The following is a 17,798-nucleotide window of genomic DNA, read 5'->3' on the forward strand; positions in this document are numbered from 1 at the left end:
AGCACAACTGGAGCCAAGGACGTGCATCGGGAGGGCGCCAGGCCGCGATGACGGCAGGCGAAAACCGCCGGGCACGTGCGGCTGTGGGGGTCAATTTCTTCGGGACGACATGGCATTCAAGATTTCCATGCAGGCCGCCACCGCGACGCCGCGGCGGCGTACGGGCCTGCGCGTGGCGGGCGGCATTGCGGCAGCAGTGGCGATCTTCGGTCTGGCCGGCTACTTCGGCGGACCGCCGCTGATCCGCTCGCTGGCCGCGAGCCAGGCCAGCGAGGCGCTGGGGCGCAAGGTGACGATCGGCGCGGCGCAGGTGCGGCCATTCTCGCTGGCCGCGACGGTCGGCGATGTCACGATCTTCGAGCCGGATGGCACCACGCCGATGCTGACGCTGGGCTCGGCCGATATCGACGCGTCGATCGCCTCGCTGTGGCGCCTCGCCCCGGTGGTGGACGCGGTCCATATCGACCGGCTCGCGGTGCATGTCGTGCGCGAAGCCGATGGGCGGCTGAGCTTCGACGACATCCGCGACCGGCTGGAGGCCAGGCCGAAGAGTCCGGACGACGGCAAGCCGGCCCGCTTCTCGATCAACAACATCGCGCTGACGGAAAGCTCGCTGCGCTTCGACGACAGGATGCTCGGCGAAACGCAGCGCGTCGACCATCTGACGGTCACGCTGCCCTTCCTGTCGAATCTGCCGCACGACGTCAATATCGTCACGCAGCCGACCATCAGCGCCCATATCAACGGCTCGCCGCTGGCGGTCAGCGGCACCATGCTGCCGTTCGCCGATGCGCGCGAGGCGAAGCTGAACCTCGATCTGGATGGCCTCGATCTGGTCCGCTTCATGCCGTTCGCGCCGCGGCTGACCGACGCCGAAGTCAAGGCCGGCAAGCTCGACACGCGGCTGGTGGTGGGTTTTCGCCAGCAGCAGGACCAGCAGCAGATCGACGTCTCGGGCACCGCCACGCTGCGCGAGGCCGATATCCGCAAGCGCGACGGCGCGCCGCTGCTGCAGGCCGGCAAGCTGACGGTCGATATCGCGCGGCTGGCGCCGGCCGACAACCTGATCCATCTGCGCGGCGTGACGCTGGACGGGCTCGACCTGCGCGCGCTGCGGCGCGCCGATGGCACGCTCGATCTCGCCACCGCCTTCCTGCCGCGCGCGGCGACGCCCGCGAAGGCGGCCGCGCCCGCGGCCTCGTCGTCGGCCTCCGCTTCTGCGCCGGCGGCCGCCTCCGCTTCAAGCTCTGCTTCGACATCGGCCTCGACCTCGACCTCGGTCCCGGCTCCGCTCGCTTCCGCCTCCACACCGGCCGCTTCGGCCCCGCTCGCCTCCGCGTCGGCACCGGCCGCTTCCGCGCCCGTGGCACGACAGCCGGCCAGCGATGCCAAGCCCTGGCGCTACACCATCGACCGCGTCGCGCTGAAGCAGGCCCGCGTGGCGCTGCGCGACGAGGCGGCGTTCTCCGGCCCCGGCACGCTGGCGCTCGGTCCGATCGACGTGCAGGTCGACGGCCTGTCCGGCGACAGCGACAAGCCGGCCAGGCTCGACGCCACGCTGGTGGTCGCCGACGGCCAGACCATCGCGCACCAGGGCGCGCTCTCGCTCAGGGACGCCACGCTGGCCGGCACGCTGCGCACCAGCGGACTGCGGCCGCAGACCTTCGCCGCCTGGTTCCCCGGTGAATTGCGCATCCAGCTGGGCCAGTCCGCGCTCGATGCCGAGCTGAACTACAAGATGTCGTGGGCCGCGCCGGCCTTCGCGCTGTCGCTGGACAATTCGCGCGTGGCCATGAGTGGCGTCCATGTCGCGCTGCGCGATCCGGCCGCCGCGCCGCGGGCCGCCGCGCCGTCCGACGATGCCGTGGCGAAGCGGCGCGAGCAACGCGCGCGCCAGCGCGGCGATCTGGTTGGCGACAAGCTGCCGCTGCTCAGCGCCGACAAGCTGACGCTGGACGGCCTGCGTTTCGATCTGGCCGCGCAGTCCCTGCAGGTGGCGCAGATCGGCCTGAGCAACCCGCAATTCGCGGCGGTGCGCGATCATCGCGGCGAGTTCGTCGAGGCGTCCCGCATCTGGGTGGCGCAGTCGCGTGCCGCCAGTGCGAAGGGGGCCCAACCCGCGACCCAATCCACGTCCCAATCCACGTCCCGATCCGCGGCCCCCGCGCCGCGGTCGAACGCCGCCACGGCGCCCGCCAAACCGTGGCAGGTCGAGGTGGGCAGCGTGGCGATCGAGGGCGGCAAGCTGCGCCTGACCGACTACCAGCCGGCCGCCGCCAACGGCAACCGCCCGGTGGTCCACCAGCTGCGCGGGATCGACGTCAAGACCGGCGCCGTCCGCTGGCCGCTGGCCGCCACGCCGATCGCGCTGAAGGCCAAGGCCGAATCGGGCCGCCGCGGCGTGCTCTCGCTCGACGGTACCGTGCAGCCGACGCAGCCGGCGCTGCAGATGCGCGTCGATGCGCGGCAGTGGGACCTGACGCCGTTCCAGCCCTATCTGGCCGACCGCTTCAACGCGGCGCTGCGGGCCGGCAATGCCACCGTCAATGGCCGGCTCTCCGTCGCGGTGCCCACCGGCAAGCCGCTCGCCGCAACCTTCGCCGGCACCGCGCAGCTGAGCAATGTGCGCACGGTCGATCGCCTGAACGGCGAGGACTTCATCCGCTGGCGCTCGCTGGGCCTGAGCGGCATCGACTTCCAGATGGACGACAGCAAGGGGCCGTTGCGGCTGGCGCTGGGCCAGATCGCGCTGAACGACTTCTATGCGCGCGTGATCCTGAACGCGAACGGCCGGCTGAATCTGCAGGACGTGGTATCGGGCGGCGCGCAGCAGGGCCAGCCGGCGCCGACCACCAGCCTGACGCAGGCCAATACCGCGCCGGCACCGGCGAGCGCGCCCGAGGCTGCGTCCGCGTCGGCGACGGTGGCCGCCAGCCCCTCCGCGCCGGCGGCGGGCTCCACCAAGGGCACCGCGGCCGGTCCGCAGATCCGTATCGGCGGCATCAAGATCGACAAGGGCAACATCAACTTCTCCGACTTCTTCGTCAAGCCGAACTACACGGCCAACCTGACCGGCATGCACGGCTCGATCTCGAAGGTGTCGACCGGCGATCCGGCGCCCGCCGACCTGGTGCTCGAGGGCCGGCTCGACGACGATGCCCCGGTGACGATCAGCGGCAAGCTGAACCCGCTCGGCGAGCAGCTCTATCTCGATATCGCGGCCAAGGCGGCAGGCGTCGAGCTGACGCGCCTGACGCCGTATGCGACCAAGTACGCCGGCTATCCGATCACCAAGGGCAAGATGACGGTCGATGTTGCCTACAAGATCGAGAACGGCCATCTGAACGCCAGCAACCACCTGTTCCTGGACCAGCTGACGTTCGGCGACAAGGTCGACAGCCCCACCGCGACCAAGCTGCCGGTGCTGCTGGCGGTGTCGCTGCTGAAGGACCGCAATGGCGTGATCGACGTCAACCTGCCGGTATCGGGCTCGCTGTCGGACCCCGAGTTCAGCATCGGCGGCGTGATCGTGCGCGTGATCGTCAATCTGCTGACCAAGGCCATCACCTCGCCGTTTTCGCTGATCGCCTCGGCCTTCGGTGGCGGCGACGAGCTGGGCTACGTCGAGTTTGCCCCCGGTTCGGCGAACCTGACCGACGCGGGGCGCAAGAAGGTCGAGACGCTGGGCAAGGCGCTGAACGATCGGCCGGGCCTGCGGCTGGAGATCACCGGCCGCATCGACCCGGCCACCGACGCCGCCGGCGCGCGCCGCGCCTGGCTCGACGAACAGGTCGCCGAGCAGAAGGTGCGCGAACTGCGGCAGTCCGCGCGCGAGCAGCGCGCGACCGACGACGAGGACGACGAGCAGGGCGCCAAGGTCACGGTCAGCCCGCAGGAGTATCCGAAGTATCTGGAGGCGGTCTACCGGCGCTCGTCGATCAAGAAGCCGCGCAACCTGATCGGCATGGCCAAGTCGCTGCCGACCGCCGAGATGGAGGCGCTGCTGCTGCAGAACGCGCCGGTGACCGATGGAGGCCTGCGCCAGTTGGCCGAGCGCCGCGCGCTGGCAGTCAAGCAGGCGCTGGAGCGCGAGGGCAAGGTGCCCGAAGCGCGCCTGTTTCTGACCGCGCCGAAGCTCGATACCGAGGGCATCAAGGACAAGGGCTCGCCGAACCGCGTCGACTTCACGATCCGGCAGTAGTGGCGCCGGCGCGCCGGTGTACCAGCCGCACGTCGCGAATCACCATGCGGTCGCGCGGCAGCGCCGGCAGGCGGGCGAAGTCGAGCGTCAGGTCCTGCTCCGGCACGCTGTAGCGCAGCCCGCGCAGCAGGAACAGGACCGCCTGCTTCATCAGCGCCACGGTGATCCCTTCGCCGGGACAGCGATGATGATCGGCGGCCTGCGCGCCGCCCTGCGGGATGAAGCCGAACGGCGGGGGCGCGCGGGCCAGGAACCGTTCGGGCGCGAAGGCCTCGGGCTCGTCCCAGCTGCGCGGATCGCGGTTGGTGCCGTACAGGTCCAGCATCACGCGCCGCCCGCGCGGAAAGCGGTAACCCTTCCATTCGAAGTCCTCGCGCACGCGCGCCACCACCGCCGGAAAGAACGGATACCAGCGGCGCACCTCCTGCACGAAGGCATCGAGATAAGCCGGGTCGCCTTGCTGCAAACGTTCCCGGCATGCCGGATGCAGGTGCAGCGCGTGCGCGACGAACACGATGAAGACCGAGACCGCCACGGTCGGCCGCAGCAGGTTCGCCAGTTCCACGGCGGCGATGCGCGGCGGCAACAGCTGGCCATCCGCATCGTGGTGCCACGCCACCGTATGCATCGGCGTGTGCTCGAGAAGCTCGAACTGCCCCGCGCGCGCCTGATCGATCAGCCGCGACAGCCAGGCCTCGACCCGGTCGCGCGCGCGCCGCGAGCGGAAATGCCCCAGCCCCGGCGCGGCCGCCTGATCGAACAGCGCAGTCAGCTGCCGGCAACTCGGCTCGACCTCATGCTCGCGCAGCGGCACGCTGGCCCAGCTGCATACGGCCCGGGTCAGCAGCGGATGCAGCGCGTCGTACAGCGCCACCGGCTGGCCATCCGACCACGACCGGGCAGACAGCAGCCATTGCTGCGCGACCGCGTCGCACAACGAGGCGATGCGCTCGGGCGCGGTCGCATGCATGAACAGGGCCTTGCGCATCCGGTGCGCGTCGCCGTCGAGCGTCTGCACGCCGCCCTTGCCGAACAGCGTCGCGCGCAACGGCTCGGGCGCGGCACCGCCACGCTGGAACCGCTGCGGATCGTAGAACAGCGCCGCCGCCTCGGGCCCGGTCATGCACAGCGTGCGGCGCAGCAGCACGCGGGTTTCGAAGACATCGGATTGCAGGGCGCGGCAGCGTTTGGCGATGAAGCGATAGGGGTCGGCCAGCAAGGCCAGGCTATGGTCCCCGGGCGTGTCGCGTGGAATGGCGGGCATCGGCAATGCTCGGATCGGAGGCTTGATCGCCGATCCGCTGCAACCTGCATGCCAGCGCGGCGCGCTCGCGGCACCAGGTCGGGCGCAGCGCCGTTCGCGGCGCATCCGACCGGGCCCGGGATCGTGGCGCCGCAGCAAAAACGCGTATGATTCGCTCCGGATTGAATAAAGGAGCTTGTTTTGCAGCAGGAAACCGTCGCCTACAAGACCTGGGTGTGTCTGATTTGCGGTTGGGTCTACGACGAGGAGCAGGGCTGGCCGGATGATGGCATCGCGCCCGGCACGCGCTGGGAAGAGATTCCCGAGGATTGGCGCTGCCCGGAATGCGATGTGGCGAAGGCCGATTTCGCGATGATCGAGATCTGACGCAGCGCGTCGTTCATCGACGCGTGCGGGACTCGCGCGTTCGGCTCGCGCTCCAATGATGCGCCGCAAGGCGCTTGGTCAGCCGTGGTGCAGGCCGCGGTGCAGCCGCCCATGCGCGTTCGCGTGCGGCCGGCTATGTGGCCGATTGCGCGGCGTCGGCATGGCGCGCCGCCGCATCTGCCGGCAGCGGCGCCAGCGCATCCGCGCGGGCCGCATGCTGCGCCACAGCGCGCGTCCGACCGTCAAGGTCAGCGCGGCAACGAGCAGGATGGCGATCCAGAACAGGGACATGTCAGCCTCCCTGCCGGTCGCGATGCATCGCACCGGCAAGTGCCGAGTCGGCGGTGGACCGGCTCGGACCCGTGGCCAGCTGGTCCGCTCAGATCAGCAGCGGGATCGCTTCGAGTACGGCCAGGCCCAGCAGCGCGCCGGCGATTGCGCCGAGCGTGCGGCAACTGATCTGCAGTGGCCGCGCTGCAACGGGCACCATGCCCATCACGATAATCCCAACCAGCGCCATCGGAATCAGGAACACGAGGTCGTGCATGTCCAGGGTCGGCATGGCGGTCTCCTTTCCTCTCTCTCTGTGGGGAATGCTGTTATGCCTGCAGTATAGGCAGCGGGGCGCACTATCCAAGCTCTTTGCCGCTCGGGGTTGACCCGAAGGCTGCGCGCCTTCCCGCCGATGGCCGCCGCGTGTCCTATGCTGTGCAAATGAACGGGACCCGGTCTCGTCACAGCATACGGAGGTGGCAATGGAACTTCACATGCATTCGCACCACTACGTGCGCCGCGTGCCGGACTGGAGCGCGGCCGCGGTGTCCGGCCTGGCCGCCGGCGCGCTGCTGCTGGTGCTCGAGCTGTTCTGGTCGACCATGATCGCGGGCACCAATCCGTGGCCCACCACGCGGATGATCGCGGCCATCGTGATGGGCCCCGACGTGCTGCAGAGCGGCATGTTCAGCGTGGCCACGGTCACCGCGGCCCTGGTGATCCACTTCGTGCTGGGCGCCGTGCTGGGCATGATCCTGGCGGCAATCATGGCGCCGTTCCAGCTCGATTCCAGCCTCGGCATGGCGCTGCTGGTCGGCGCGGTGTTCGGCCTGGTGATCTACGTGATCAACTTCTACGGCATGACTCGCTTCTTCCCGTGGTTTGCCGATGCGCGCGGCTGGCACACGCTGTTCGGCAACATCGTGTTCGGCATGTGCGCGGCAGCGGCGTACTGGAAGCTGGAAAGCAAGGACGTCACGCACTGAGGCGCGACGGCGAATGCGCGGCGGTCGGGGTTTGGCTCCGGCCGCCGTTTTTTTTATGGGCAGCTGTGGCCGGGTCGGGCCCTGCTCGTGCGTCGCCGGTGCGTGGCCTGTGCGTTGGCCTTGCGTCGCTCGTGCGTGCTTGTACGTGCTTGTGCGTGGCTTGTGCGATGCGGCACGGCTCGCGCGCCGCATCGCCTTGAATCGACCGGATCGGATGCACTAGTCTTATCCTAGCTGCGTGACTTGGGCAGCCCTCGTGCCGGCGGCACAGAAGGAGGGGTCGACATGGCGCTCGCCATCGCACTCGTGGTCATGGTTGTCGCTTCGGTGCTCTTCCACTTCCTGAGCCCGTGGTGGGCGACGCCGCTCGCGTCCAACTGGAAGCAGATGGACGACACGCTCACCATCACGATCGTCATCACCGGCGCCTTCTTCATCGGCATCAACCTGTTCGTCGGCTACATGGTCTGGCGCTATCGCCATCGCGAAGGCAGCCAGGCGGCCTACCAGCCGGTCAATCACAAGCTCGAACTCTGGCTGATCGGCGGCACCACGCTGGGCATCATGGCGCTGCTGGCGCCGGGCCTGTTCGTCTATGCCGACTACGTGCGCCCACCGCGCGACGCGATGCTGGTCGAGGTGGTCGGCCAGCAATGGTCGTGGGGCTTTCGCTTCCCCGGCGCGGGCGGGCAGTTCGGCACCACCGATCCGCGCTTCGTCGGCCCGGGCAATCCGCTCGGGCTCAACCCCGACGACCCCAACGGGCAGGACGACATCATCGTTGCCGGCCCCGAGCTGCATTTGCCGCTGGGGCGGCCCGTCAAGATCCTGGCGCGCTCCAAGGACGTGCTGCACGACTTCTATGTGCCGGAATTCCGCGCCCGCATGAACATGGTGCCCGGCATGGTGACCTCGTTCTGGTTCACGCCGACGCGCGCCGGCACCTTCGACGTGCTGTGCGCGCAGCTATGCGGCGTCGGCCATCACAACATGCGCGGCAAGGTCGTGGTCGACGAGCCCGCCGCCTTCACCGCCTGGCTGCAGAAGCAGCAGACCTTCGTCGCGATGCGCGCGGGGCAGCCTGCCGCGGCGGCCACGGTTTCCACCCAGCCGAGCGGCACACGCGGCCCCGGCCCGGCGGCGACCGATCTCGCCGAACAGGGCAGGGCGCTGGCGCAGAGCAAGGGCTGCGTCGCGTGCCACAGCGTGGACGGTTCGCCCAGCGTCGGGCCGACCTGGAAGGGCCTGTACGGACATACGTCGACGTTCACCGACGGCGGCAGCGCCAAGGTCGACGACGACTATCTGCGCACCGAGATTCGCGAGCCGCAGCAGCGCGTGGTCAAGGGCTTCGCGCCGATCATGCCGAAGATGCCGCTCAGCGACGACGAGGTCAACGCGCTGATTGCCTTCATCCGGTCCACCGCGGGGCCGCCGCGCGAGGCGGCCGGGAAGTAGCGAAAAGCCCGGGCGTTGCGCCGCGGAACCCGCAGCCGAACCACCAGCGAAGCCGCAGCGGAACCGCAGCACAACGCCGGCGCGCCGAAGCGCTAGAGAGTACAGAGGCAGCGCCGCGTCCGAGCCGGACGCGGCCCGCCACGACAGGTCACCGACCGCAGGAGAGATCACCATGGCCTACGCCGACGATGCCGTCCACCACGGGCCCACCAGCTTCTGGACGCGTTATGTCTGGAGCCAGGACCACAAGGTGATTGCGGTGCAGTACACGATCGTCGCCATCGTGGTGGGCCTGGTCGGCGTCGTGCTGTCGAACCTGATGCGGATGCAGCTCGGCTTTCCGGGCCGCTTCGACTTCATCGACGCCAACGCCTATTACCAGTACGTGACCATGCACGGCATGATCATGGTGATCTACCTGCTGACCGCGCTGTTTCTCGGCGGCTTCGGCAATTACCTGATCCCGCTGATGGTCGGCGCGCGCGACATGGTATTCCCCTTCCTCAACATGCTGAGCTTCTGGGTCTACCTGCTGTCGGTGATCGTGCTGCTGGCCAGCTTCTTCGTGCCGGGCGGACCGACCGGCGCGGGCTGGACGCTGTACCCGCCGCAAGCGATCCTGGCCGGCACGCCCGGCCACGAGTGGGGCATCATCCTGATGCTGGTTTCGCTGCTGATCTTCATCGTCGCGGCCACCATGGGCGGCCTGAACTACGTGACCACGGTGCTGCAGGCGCGCACCGAGGGCATGACGCTGATGCGGATGCCGCTCGCGGTCTGGGGCATCTTCATGGCCACGATCCTCGCGCTGCTGGCGTTTCCCGCGCTGTTCGTCTCCGGCGTGATGATGCTGCTCGACAAGACCATCGGCACCAGCTTCTTCATGCCGTCGATGGTGTCGATGGGGCAGCAGCTCGACTACAAGGGCGGCAGTCCGCTGCTGTTCCAGCACCTGTTCTGGTTCTTCGGCCATCCCGAGGTCTATATCGTCGCGCTGCCGGCCTTCGGCATCGTGTCGGACCTGATCAGCGTGCACGCGCGCAAGAGCATCTTCGGCTATCGCACGATGGTGTGGGCCATCCTGGCGATCGGCGTGCTGTCGGTGGTGGTGTGGGCCCACCACATGTTCGTCAGCGGCATGAACCCGTACTTCGGCTTCTTCTTCGCCACCACCACGCTGATCATCGCGATTCCGACCGCGATCAAGGTCTACAACTGGGTGCTGACGCTGTGGCGCGGCGACATCCATTTCTCGGTGCCGATGCTGTTCGCGATCGGCTTCATCAGCACCTTCCTGATCGGCGGGCTGACCGGGCTCTTCCTCGGCAACGTCAGCGTCGACATCCCGCTGTCCAACACCTACTTCGTGGTCGCCCACTTCCATATGGTGATGGGCGTGTCGCCGATCCTCGTGGTGTTCGGCGGCCTCTATCACTGGTATCCGAAGGTCACCGGCCGGATGCTGAACGACACGCTGGGCCGCGTGCATTTTTGGGTGACCTTCGTCGGCACCTACGCGATCTTCTTCCCGATGCATTACCTCGGCATCCTCGGCATGCCGCGCCGCTACTACGCCTTCGAGAACTACGCCTTCATCCCCGAATCGGCGCATGTGCTGAACGCCTATATCTCGGTGGCCGCCTTCGTCGTCGCGGCGGCGCAATTGCTGTTCGTCGCCAATCTGATCTGGAGCGCGCGCCGCGGCGAGCCGGCCGGCGCCAATCCTTGGCGCGCCGCGTCGCTCGAATGGCAGACGCCCCATACGCCGCCGGAACACGGCAACTGGGGCCCGCATCTGCCGGTGGTGTATCGCTGGGCCTATGCCTATAGCGTGCCCGGCGCGCGCGAGGACTTCATCGCGCAGAACGCGCCGCCCGAAGCCGGCGGCGCCGAACCCGAACCGCATGCCAGCCAGGGAGCCGTCGCATGAATACCGGAGCACTGTACCGAGTCGCGCGCGGCGACGATGGCCCGGCCCCGCGCGGCGGCGACGCGATGCGTCAGCACGCCTCGGGCTCGACGCCCGGCAGCGTCGCGCTGTGGGTCTTCATGGGCGTGATCACCTCGCTGTTCTCGCTGTTCGTGGTCGCGTTCGGCCTGCGCATGGACTCGGCAGACTGGCATCCGATCGCGCTGCCGTGGCAGGTGTGGCTGTCCACGGCGCTGCTGGTCGCCGGCAGCGTGGCGATGTGGCGGGCGGCTCGTGCCGCGCAGGCCGGCGATCCGTCGAACGCGCGGCGCATGCTGATGCTGGGCGGGGCCGGCGCGCTCGCCTTCGTCGCCAGCCAGCTGTGGGCGTGGCAGGCGCTCGGCGCAGCGGACATCCTGCCCGCCAACAATCCGGCCGGCAGCTTCTTCTACATGCTGACCGGGATGCATGGCCTGCATATGGTCGGCGGCCTCGTGGCGTGGCTCGCCGCGTGGCAGGGCGTGCGCGCGGGCGCCGCCTTGCGCGTACGGCTGCTGGCACGCTACTGGCACTTCATGCTGGCGGTCTGGCTGGTGCTGCTGGCCGCGCTCGGCTGGCTGACCCCGGAAATCGTGCGCTACATCTGCGGTACCGCCTGAGCGCGAGATCGGCGCGGGCAGGCAAGCGAAGGAGGCGATATGGCGACCCAACTGCACCCCGGCGATGGCGTGGCCGACGCCGCGGCACACACCGCGGCCCACACCCCGACCATGCACGGCGGCTGGCGCGGCATGCTGGCCGACTGGGGTTCGGACCGGCATGCCTTCCAGGTGTCGTGGGGCAAGGCCATGATGTGGATCTTCCTGTTGTCCGATACCTTCGTCTTCAGCTGCTTCCTGATCAGCTACATGACGGTGCGGATGACGACCACGGTGCCGTGGCCCAATCCGAGCGAGGTGTTCGCGCTGACGATCGGCGGCGAATCGATTCCGCTGATCCTGATCGCGATCATGACGTTCGTGCTGATCACCAGCAGCGGCACCATGGCGATGGCGGTCAACTTCGCCTATCGGCGCGATCGCGCTCGCTGCGCGATGCTGATGCTTGCCACCGCCGCGCTGGGCGCCACCTTCGTCGGCATGCAGGCGTTCGAATGGACCAAGCTGATCGAGGAAGGCGTGCGCCCCTGGGGCAATCCGATGGGCGCGGCGCAGTTCGGCTCGTCGTTCTTCATGATCACCGGCTTCCACGGCCTGCACGTGTCGTGCGGCGTCATCTATCTGCTGGTGGTCGCCACGCGCGTGCTGCGCGGCCGTTACGAGCGCACCGGAAACTACCAGATCGTCGAGATCGCGGGCCTGTACTGGCACTTCGTCGACCTGGTATGGGTGTTCATCTTCGCGTTCTTCTACCTGTGGTGAGGTCCGCCATGTCCGAACCCATCCTGCACGATTCCCCGATGCCGTCGCACGGCGGCGCACCGGCCGCCGACCCGGGACACGGCGCCACCGGCCAGGCCCATCCGATCGGCCTCTATCTGAAGATCTGGGGGCTGCTGTTCGTGCTGTCGGCGATGTCGTACGCGGTCGACTACTTCCACCTGCAGGGCGCGCTGCGCTGGACGCTGATCCTGATCTTCATGATCGCCAAGGCCGGCCTGATCGTCGCCGTGTTCATGCACATGGCATGGGAGCGGCTGGCGCTGGTCTACGCGATCCTGCTGCCGCCGCTGTGCCTGCTGGTACTGGTCTGGCTGATGGCGGTCGAGGCGGACTATACGTTCCTGATGCGGGGCGAGTTCTTCCGTTAGCCGCCCGTTAGCCGTCGCTGGCCGTCCGTTCGCCCCGCTAGTCCCCGCTAGTCCCGCTAGCCCTCGCTAGCCGCGTCGTAACGAATTCAGGGAAGCGGTCAGACCGTTTCCGTCTCCCCCGCCGGCTTCAACGCGTCCTCGGCCGGCGTCCCCATGCTGGTGTCCGGCGCCTGCCCGACGACTTCGCAGGCTGTCGGCGCGACCGGCAGCATCTGGATGGCGCGCCAGTTGCCGAAGCGGTAATAGGCCGCCGCCAGCGTGATCGACACCACCGAGCCGAGCGGGAAGCTCCACCAGACCGCGTCCGCGCCCATCGTGCGGCCGAGCCACCAGGCGAACGGCAGGCGCACCACCCACATCGAGACGAACAGCACGGCCAGCGGCGCCATCACCGCGCCGGTCGCGCGGACGGTGCCGAACAGCACGATGGTGAAGCCGAACAGGATGAACGACCACAGCACGATCGCGTTGATGTGCTGGGCGATCTCGATCGCGCCACCATCGTCCGGCAGGAACAGGCCCAGCGAATGCCGGTTGAACAGGTAGACCAGGCCGACCAGCGCCCCTGTCATCGCCAGATTGAAGGCCAGGCCCATGCCGGTAATGCGGCCGACGCGGTCCCAGCGGCCTGCGCCAACGTTCTGCGCGACCATCGACGAGACGCTGGCGCCCACCGCCAGCGCCGGCATCTGGACGTAGGTCCACAGCTGCGAGGCGACGCCATACGCCGCCGCGGTCTGCGAGCCGTACTGGTTGACCAGCGCCATCATCACGATCGCGGACGACGAGATCACCACCATCTGCAGGCCCATCGGCAGCCCCTTGGCTACCAGCGAGCGCAGGATGCCGAGGTCCGGCCGCAGGTAGCGCAACTGATCGCGATGCAGCGTCAGGAAATGCTTGCGGCGATAGAGCAGCCACATCATCGCGGCCAGGCTGACCAGCTGCGCGATCAGCGTGGCCAGCGCGGAGCCGGCGATGTCCATGCGCGGGATTGGCCCGAGGCCGAAGATCAGCAGCGGGTTCAGCGCGACGTCCAGCACCACCGACAGCAGCATGAAGTAGAACGGCGTGCGCGAGTCCCCGGCCCCGCGCAGGGTCATCATCACGAAGTTGTAGAAGTACATGAAGGGCAGCGCGAGGAAGATGATCCGCAGATAGCGGATCGCCAGCGGCCGCGCATCCTCGGGCGTGCCCATTGCGCTCAGGATGTCCGGCGTGAACAGGTAGCCCAACGCCGCGGCGATGACCGACAGCAGCACGAAGAACGTGGTGCTGGTGCCCACCACGCGCCGCGCCTCGTCGAGATCGCGCGCGCCGACGGCCTGCCCGATCATGATGGTGTTGGCCATGCTGATGCCGAACACCACGCCGAGCAGGAAGAACAGCACGATATTGGCGTTCGACGTCGCCGTCAGCGCCGCCTCGCCGAGATAGTGGCCGACCCAGATCGAATTGATCGACGCATTGAGCGATTGCAGGATGTTGCTGCCGAGCACCGGCAGCGAGAACAGCAGCAGGGTGCGGCCGATCGGGCCGGTAACGAGTCTGGCGTCGGGCTTCATTGTTATTGGTCGGTGAGCCGCAGGGGCGGGAGCCGGGGAGCGAGTTCGTATAGTATTCCAGGCGACCGACACCCCGCCCTCCATGATCCAGCCCACCCCCTCCGCAAGCGCCGCGCCCGTATGGTTGAAGGTCGGGCCGGCGCTGTTCCTGCTGCTGTGGTCGAGCGGCTTCGTCTTCCTCAAGCTCGGTCTCGCCTACGCCGATCCGCTGACCTTCCTCGCGCTGCGTTACGCCTGCGTGATTGCGCTGCTGATCCTGCCGTGGCTGTGGCTGCGGCCAGCCCTGCCCGCCACGCCGGCGGCATGGGGCCATCTGGCGATGGTGGGCCTGCTGATGCAGGCGGGGTATTTCTCGTTCACCTATCTGAGCCTGAAATACGGACTGTCGTCGGGCGCGGTGGCGCTGATCACCTCGCAGCAGCCGATCCTCGTCGGCCTGCTCGCGCCCGCCATTGCCGGCGAACGGGTCGGTCGGGTGCGCTGGATCGGACTGCTGCTTGGCGCGAGCGGCGCCGCGATGGTGATTGTCGCGACCTCGTCGATCGACCTGTCCTCGCGGCTGGCGCTGCTGTTCGCGGTGCTGGCCCTTCTGGTGATGACCGCCGGCACGCTGTGGGAGAAGCGCTTCGGCCGGGACACCCATCCGCTGACGGCCAATCTGGTGCAATACGGGGTCGGGCTTGCGGTGACCGCGCCGCTGGCGTGGTGGCTGGAGGCGATGCACGTGCAATGGACCCCGGGACTGGTCGGCTCGCTGACCTATCTGGTCGTCGCCAATTCGATCGTCGCGATGACGCTGCTGCTGGCGATGGTCCGCCACGGCGAGGCATCGCGCGTGTCGGCGCTGTTCTTCCTGGTGCCGCCCACTACCGCGCTGATCGCCTGGGCCGTGCTGGGCGAAACCGTGCCGCTGGCGGCGTGGCCTGGCATGGCGATTGCCGCTGCCGGACTGTATCTGGTGATGCGGCGGCCGACCTAGCGCCCCGTGCCCACTGCAAGGAGTCGTCCTTTGTCGAAACCATCGATGCGTACGGTCCTGCCGCTGGCCACCATCACCGCGGCCAGCATGCTGACGATGGATCTATACCTGCCAGCCGTGCCGACGATGCAGCTCGATCTCGGCATCACGGTGGCGCAAGGACAGCTGACCATCGCGATCTTCCTGCTCGGCCTGGCCGCTTCGCAATTGGTCTGGGGCGAGCTGCTGCACAGGATCGGCCCAAGGCGCTGCGTGCAGACGGGCCTGCTGGCCCTGATCCTGACCAGCTTCGGATGCGCGCTCGCGCCCGATCTGACGATGCTGCTGGGCCTGCGCCTGGTGCAGGGCATCGCGGCGGGCGCGGCGACCGTGGTGGTGCCGACCGTCGTGCGCGCGACACTGCCGGAGCAGGACGGCGTGCGCGGCATCGCGGCGATCGCGATGATCGAAGCGATCGTTCCCGCAGCGGGGCCCGTGCTGGGTACCGCGCTGCTGCTGATCGCGGACTGGCGCACGACCTTTGCGATCATCGGCGTCATCGCCCTGGCGTCCGCGCCCTTCGCGCTGCGGGCCACGCCCGTCGCGCTGCCGTCGCAGGGGGACGCGGACGGGGATGAGGGCGGGGGCGAGGGCGGAAGGGTCGGCTATCGCGCGCTGCTGCGCAACTGGCATTTCGTCGGACTGGCGCTGGCGCATGCGCTGTCGTTCGGCGCGCTGATCACCTTCGTCGCGAGCGCGCCGCAGGTGCTTCCGGCATTGGCCAACACCGGCCAGAGCGGCTTCGCGCTGGCGCAGGGCTGCGGCGTGGCGGGCTTCATCGTGGCGGCGAGCCAGGCCGGCCGGATCAGCAACCGGCTGGGCCCGCGCCATGCCATCCAGCTTGGCGCGCTGCTGCACGGGCTGCTGTGCACCGCGCTGCTGGCGGCATGGTGGGCAGACCGGCTTTCCTATCCCTGGCTGCTGGCGTTCTGGACGGCGTTCTGCGCGGTGCTGGGCATACGCGGCCCGACCGCGTTCAGCGAGGCGCTGTCGGAGCCGACCGCGCAGCTCGGGCGCGCGTCGGCGTTGATGGTGCTGGCGTTGCTGGCGGTGGGCGCGCTGGCGACACAGGCCACGGCACCGTTCCTGCCCGGCGGCCAACTCGGTGCCGTGGCCCTGTCGATGAGCCTGCTCTGTTGGGCGAGCTGCGCGCTGGTCGCCCGTTATCCCGACAAGCAGGCCAGCGTTCGCGCTCGACAGCGGCCGGAACAGGAGCAGGCCAGGCTCTGAGGATGGCGCGCCCCTGCCGCCGATGGAAGAGGGCTCGCTAAACGGCCGGCAATTCGATTTCGAGCGCGACGCCGTCGCGCCCCGGATCGGCGCCGCCTTCCAGCCGTCCGTCCACGATCCGCACCGCGTGCACCCAGCCGATCGTGTAGTTGTACGGGTTGCGGATCACCTGATAGCCGTCCTGCTCCAACTCGCGGGTGACATAGCGCGGGATGCGATTGCAGACGTCGATCGCGTTGCTGGTCGACGAGAAGCGCGGCGCGGACACGGCGGCCTGCATCGGCATGTCGAAGTCGACCACATTGACGATGCTCTGCAGCACCCCCATCGCGATCTGCGTGCCGCCCGGCGCGCCGAGCACGATCTCGGGCCGGTCGTCCTTGAAGACGATGGTCGGGCACGACGAGGTGAAACGGCGCTTGCCCGGCGCGATGCTGCCAGCGCGTCCCGGCCGCGGATCGAACACGCCCATGCAGCCGTTGTACATGAAGCCCAGGCCCGGCGTGATCACGCCAGACGGCATCGCGAGCGAGTGCGTCAACGCGACGCAATTTCCTTCGCCATCCACCACCGACAGATGCGTGGTGTCGCGCGGCACCGCGTGGCCCGGATTGACGCGCGGCACTTCGGCGCGCTGCCCATCGCGGATGCGCTGCGCGACCTCGCGGGCGTAATCGGGCGACAGCAGCCGGTCCAGCGGCACGTCGACGAAGGCGGGATCGCCGATGAAGCGGTCCTTGTCGCAGGTGGCCTGCTTCATCGCCTCGCAGACCACGCGGATATAGTCGGGGCTGTTGTGTCGCAGCGCGCGCAGATCGAACTGCTCGAGGATCGCCAGCATCTGCAGCAGCATCGCGCCGCCGCCGGGCGGCCGGTTGGTGGTGACGCGGCGGTCGCGGTAGCCGCCGACCAGCGGCGCGGTGCGCACGGCCTGGTAGCCGGCGAGGTCCTCGCGCGACAGCAGCGCGCCGTGTTCGCGCATGTCGGCAACGATCTGATCGGCGATCTCGCCCAGATAGAACGCGTCGACGCCGCCGGACGCGATCCGCTCCAGCGTGTCGGCATAGTCGCGGTTCTTCAGCGGGGTGCCGATCGTATGCGGCGAACCGTCGGGGCGGCAATACAGTTGCCGCCCGCTCTCGCTGAAGGCCAGGCGCTCGCGGTTGCTGGCGCGGCCCAGCGTCGCCTCGTCGATCCAGAATGCATACATGCCGGGGCGCACGAAGTAGCCGTCGCGCGCCCACTGGATCGCCGGCTGCACCACCTCTTTCCACGGCAGCCGGCCGTGGCTGCGATGCAGCGCCTCCAGACCGCGCAACGTGCCCGGCGTGGCGATCGACTGATAGCCGATGTCGTTGAGGCGGTCCTTGATGAAGAAACCGAAGCCGTCGCGGGCTTCGCCTTCCAGCAGGTCGGCCCACATGTCGGGGCGCGCGGCGGCCGGCGCGGTGGCATGGAAGTCGATGTATTCGTGCGCGCCGCTGCCGGGCACGCTGCCGGACATATAGACCGCGGCGGTGCCGAAGCCCGCGATGCCACACATCAGCGGATCGACCACGGTTTGCGCAAGGGCGCAGGCGACCGCGGCATCGGCCGCATTGCCGCCGGCGCGCAGGATCTCGATGCCGGACTCGGCCGCTTCCGGCTGCGGGCAGGACACCATTCCACTACGGGTCATTGCTTGTCTCGATAGGTTGGCGCCGGGGTGCGCCAGCGGC

General features: G+C 68.7%; 15 protein-coding genes. 10 read left to right on the top strand and 5 right to left on the bottom strand.

Annotated elements, in window-relative coordinates:
• Positions 1–109 precede the first annotated feature (109 nt).
• On the top strand, positions 110–4,201 hold the full coding sequence (locus tag KZ686_RS20860) for a DUF748 domain-containing protein (protein ID WP_265633553.1): 4,092 nt from the start codon (positions 110–112) through the stop codon (positions 4,199–4,201).
• On the opposite strand, the gene KZ686_RS20865 is transcribed toward KZ686_RS20860, so the two are convergent.
• Entirely contained in the window at positions 4,185–5,465 is a 1,281-nt protein-coding gene (locus KZ686_RS20865) for a cytochrome P450 (protein WP_265633554.1), read from the bottom strand. The two genes, KZ686_RS20860 and KZ686_RS20865, sit on opposite strands and share 17 nt — an antisense overlap.
• A gap of 180 nt (positions 5,466–5,645) precedes the next feature.
• Here KZ686_RS20865 and KZ686_RS20870 point away from each other — a divergent pair, with 180 nt between their 5' ends.
• Entirely contained in the window at positions 5,646–5,831 is a 186-nt protein-coding gene (locus KZ686_RS20870; RefSeq protein WP_149318430.1) for a rubredoxin, read from the top strand.
• Between the two features lie 78 nt (positions 5,832–5,909).
• Here KZ686_RS20870 and KZ686_RS20875 read toward each other — a convergent pair whose 3' ends face one another.
• Together KZ686_RS20875 and KZ686_RS20880 are read right to left on the bottom strand one after the other, a co-directional pair.
• Positions 5,910–6,122 (bottom strand): hypothetical protein, encoded by a 213-nt coding sequence (locus KZ686_RS20875; protein WP_149318429.1) that lies wholly within the window; start codon positions 6,120–6,122, stop codon positions 5,910–5,912.
• 88 nt (positions 6,123–6,210) lie between these two features.
• On the bottom strand, positions 6,211–6,393 hold the full coding sequence (locus tag KZ686_RS20880) for a hypothetical protein (protein WP_006578697.1): 183 nt from the start codon (positions 6,391–6,393) through the stop codon (positions 6,211–6,213).
• A gap of 193 nt (positions 6,394–6,586) precedes the next feature.
• Between KZ686_RS20880 and KZ686_RS20885 the strand changes: the two genes are divergently transcribed.
• The 6 genes from KZ686_RS20885 (at position 6,587) to KZ686_RS20910 (ending at position 12,267) form a co-directional block, all read left to right on the top strand.
• Complete coding sequence (locus tag KZ686_RS20885; protein ID WP_149318428.1) at positions 6,587–7,090, top strand: sodium/proton-translocating pyrophosphatase; 504 nt, start codon at positions 6,587–6,589, stop codon at positions 7,088–7,090.
• Between the two features lie 285 nt (positions 7,091–7,375).
• Positions 7,376–8,548 (top strand): cytochrome c oxidase subunit II, encoded by a 1,173-nt coding sequence (locus tag KZ686_RS20890; RefSeq protein WP_265633555.1) that lies wholly within the window; start codon positions 7,376–7,378, stop codon positions 8,546–8,548.
• 172 nt (positions 8,549–8,720) lie between these two features.
• On the top strand, positions 8,721–10,478 hold the full coding sequence (gene ctaD / locus KZ686_RS20895; RefSeq protein ID WP_149318426.1) for a cytochrome c oxidase subunit I: 1,758 nt from the start codon (positions 8,721–8,723) through the stop codon (positions 10,476–10,478).
• On the top strand, positions 10,475–11,116 hold the full coding sequence (locus KZ686_RS20900; RefSeq protein WP_265633556.1) for a cytochrome c oxidase subunit 3: 642 nt from the start codon (positions 10,475–10,477) through the stop codon (positions 11,114–11,116). The genes ctaD and KZ686_RS20900 overlap by 4 nt, the downstream gene beginning before the upstream one ends.
• 39 nt (positions 11,117–11,155) lie before the next feature.
• Positions 11,156–11,878, top strand: coding sequence for a heme-copper oxidase subunit III family protein (locus KZ686_RS20905; RefSeq protein WP_370639510.1), 723 nt, complete (start codon positions 11,156–11,158; stop codon positions 11,876–11,878).
• A 38-nt stretch (positions 11,879–11,916) separates the two neighbouring features.
• Complete coding sequence (locus KZ686_RS20910; RefSeq protein WP_226107059.1) at positions 11,917–12,267, top strand: cytochrome C oxidase subunit IV family protein; 351 nt, start codon at positions 11,917–11,919, stop codon at positions 12,265–12,267.
• Between the two features lie 98 nt (positions 12,268–12,365).
• Here KZ686_RS20910 and KZ686_RS20915 read toward each other — a convergent pair whose 3' ends face one another.
• Positions 12,366–13,832: an MATE family efflux transporter gene (locus tag KZ686_RS20915; RefSeq protein WP_265633557.1), complete on the bottom strand. Its 1,467-nt coding sequence runs from the start codon at positions 13,830–13,832 to the stop codon at positions 12,366–12,368.
• A gap of 82 nt (positions 13,833–13,914) precedes the next feature.
• On the opposite strand from KZ686_RS20915, the gene KZ686_RS20920 reads away from it, so the two are divergent.
• Positions 13,915–14,811, top strand: coding sequence for a DMT family transporter (locus tag KZ686_RS20920; protein ID WP_265633558.1), 897 nt, complete (start codon positions 13,915–13,917; stop codon positions 14,809–14,811).
• A gap of 45 nt (positions 14,812–14,856) precedes the next feature.
• Positions 14,857–16,080 carry an MFS transporter gene (locus tag KZ686_RS20925; RefSeq protein WP_265633559.1) on the top strand — a complete coding sequence of 408 codons (1,224 nt, stop codon included), beginning with the start codon at positions 14,857–14,859 and terminating at the stop codon, positions 16,078–16,080.
• 37 nt (positions 16,081–16,117) lie between these two features.
• On the opposite strand, the gene ggt is transcribed toward KZ686_RS20925, so the two are convergent.
• Positions 16,118–17,758 (bottom strand): gamma-glutamyltransferase, encoded by a 1,641-nt coding sequence (gene ggt, locus KZ686_RS20930; RefSeq protein WP_265633560.1) that lies wholly within the window; start codon positions 17,756–17,758, stop codon positions 16,118–16,120.
• Positions 17,759–17,798 lie beyond the last annotated feature (40 nt).

The organism is Cupriavidus cauae, from assembly GCF_026210475.1.
Classification (GTDB): domain Bacteria; phylum Pseudomonadota; class Gammaproteobacteria; order Burkholderiales; family Burkholderiaceae; genus Cupriavidus; species Cupriavidus cauae.

Excerpts from the sequence above, each read along its gene's own strand:
- KZ686_RS20860 (WP_265633553.1), top strand. The coding sequence starts at position 110 with ATGGCATTCAAGATTTCCATGCAGGCCGCCACCGCGACGCCGCGGCGG.
- KZ686_RS20865 (WP_265633554.1), bottom strand. The coding sequence starts at position 5,465 with ATGCCCGCCATTCCACGCGACACGCCCGGGGACCATAGCCTGGCCTTG.
- KZ686_RS20875 (WP_149318429.1), bottom strand. The coding sequence starts at position 6,122 with ATGTCCCTGTTCTGGATCGCCATCCTGCTCGTTGCCGCGCTGACCTTG.
- KZ686_RS20880 (WP_006578697.1), bottom strand. The coding sequence starts at position 6,393 with ATGCCGACCCTGGACATGCACGACCTCGTGTTCCTGATTCCGATGGCG.
- KZ686_RS20885 (WP_149318428.1), top strand. The coding sequence starts at position 6,587 with ATGGAACTTCACATGCATTCGCACCACTACGTGCGCCGCGTGCCGGAC.
- KZ686_RS20890 (WP_265633555.1), top strand. The coding sequence starts at position 7,376 with ATGGCGCTCGCCATCGCACTCGTGGTCATGGTTGTCGCTTCGGTGCTC.
- ctaD (WP_149318426.1), top strand. The coding sequence starts at position 8,721 with ATGGCCTACGCCGACGATGCCGTCCACCACGGGCCCACCAGCTTCTGG.
- KZ686_RS20900 (WP_265633556.1), top strand. The coding sequence starts at position 10,475 with ATGAATACCGGAGCACTGTACCGAGTCGCGCGCGGCGACGATGGCCCG.
- KZ686_RS20905 (WP_370639510.1), top strand. The coding sequence starts at position 11,156 with ATGGCGACCCAACTGCACCCCGGCGATGGCGTGGCCGACGCCGCGGCA.
- KZ686_RS20910 (WP_226107059.1), top strand. The coding sequence starts at position 11,917 with ATGCCGTCGCACGGCGGCGCACCGGCCGCCGACCCGGGACACGGCGCC.
- KZ686_RS20915 (WP_265633557.1), bottom strand. The coding sequence starts at position 13,832 with ATGAAGCCCGACGCCAGACTCGTTACCGGCCCGATCGGCCGCACCCTG.
- KZ686_RS20920 (WP_265633558.1), top strand. The coding sequence starts at position 13,915 with ATGATCCAGCCCACCCCCTCCGCAAGCGCCGCGCCCGTATGGTTGAAG.
- KZ686_RS20925 (WP_265633559.1), top strand. The coding sequence starts at position 14,857 with ATGCGTACGGTCCTGCCGCTGGCCACCATCACCGCGGCCAGCATGCTG.
- ggt (WP_265633560.1), bottom strand. The coding sequence starts at position 17,758 with ATGACCCGTAGTGGAATGGTGTCCTGCCCGCAGCCGGAAGCGGCCGAG.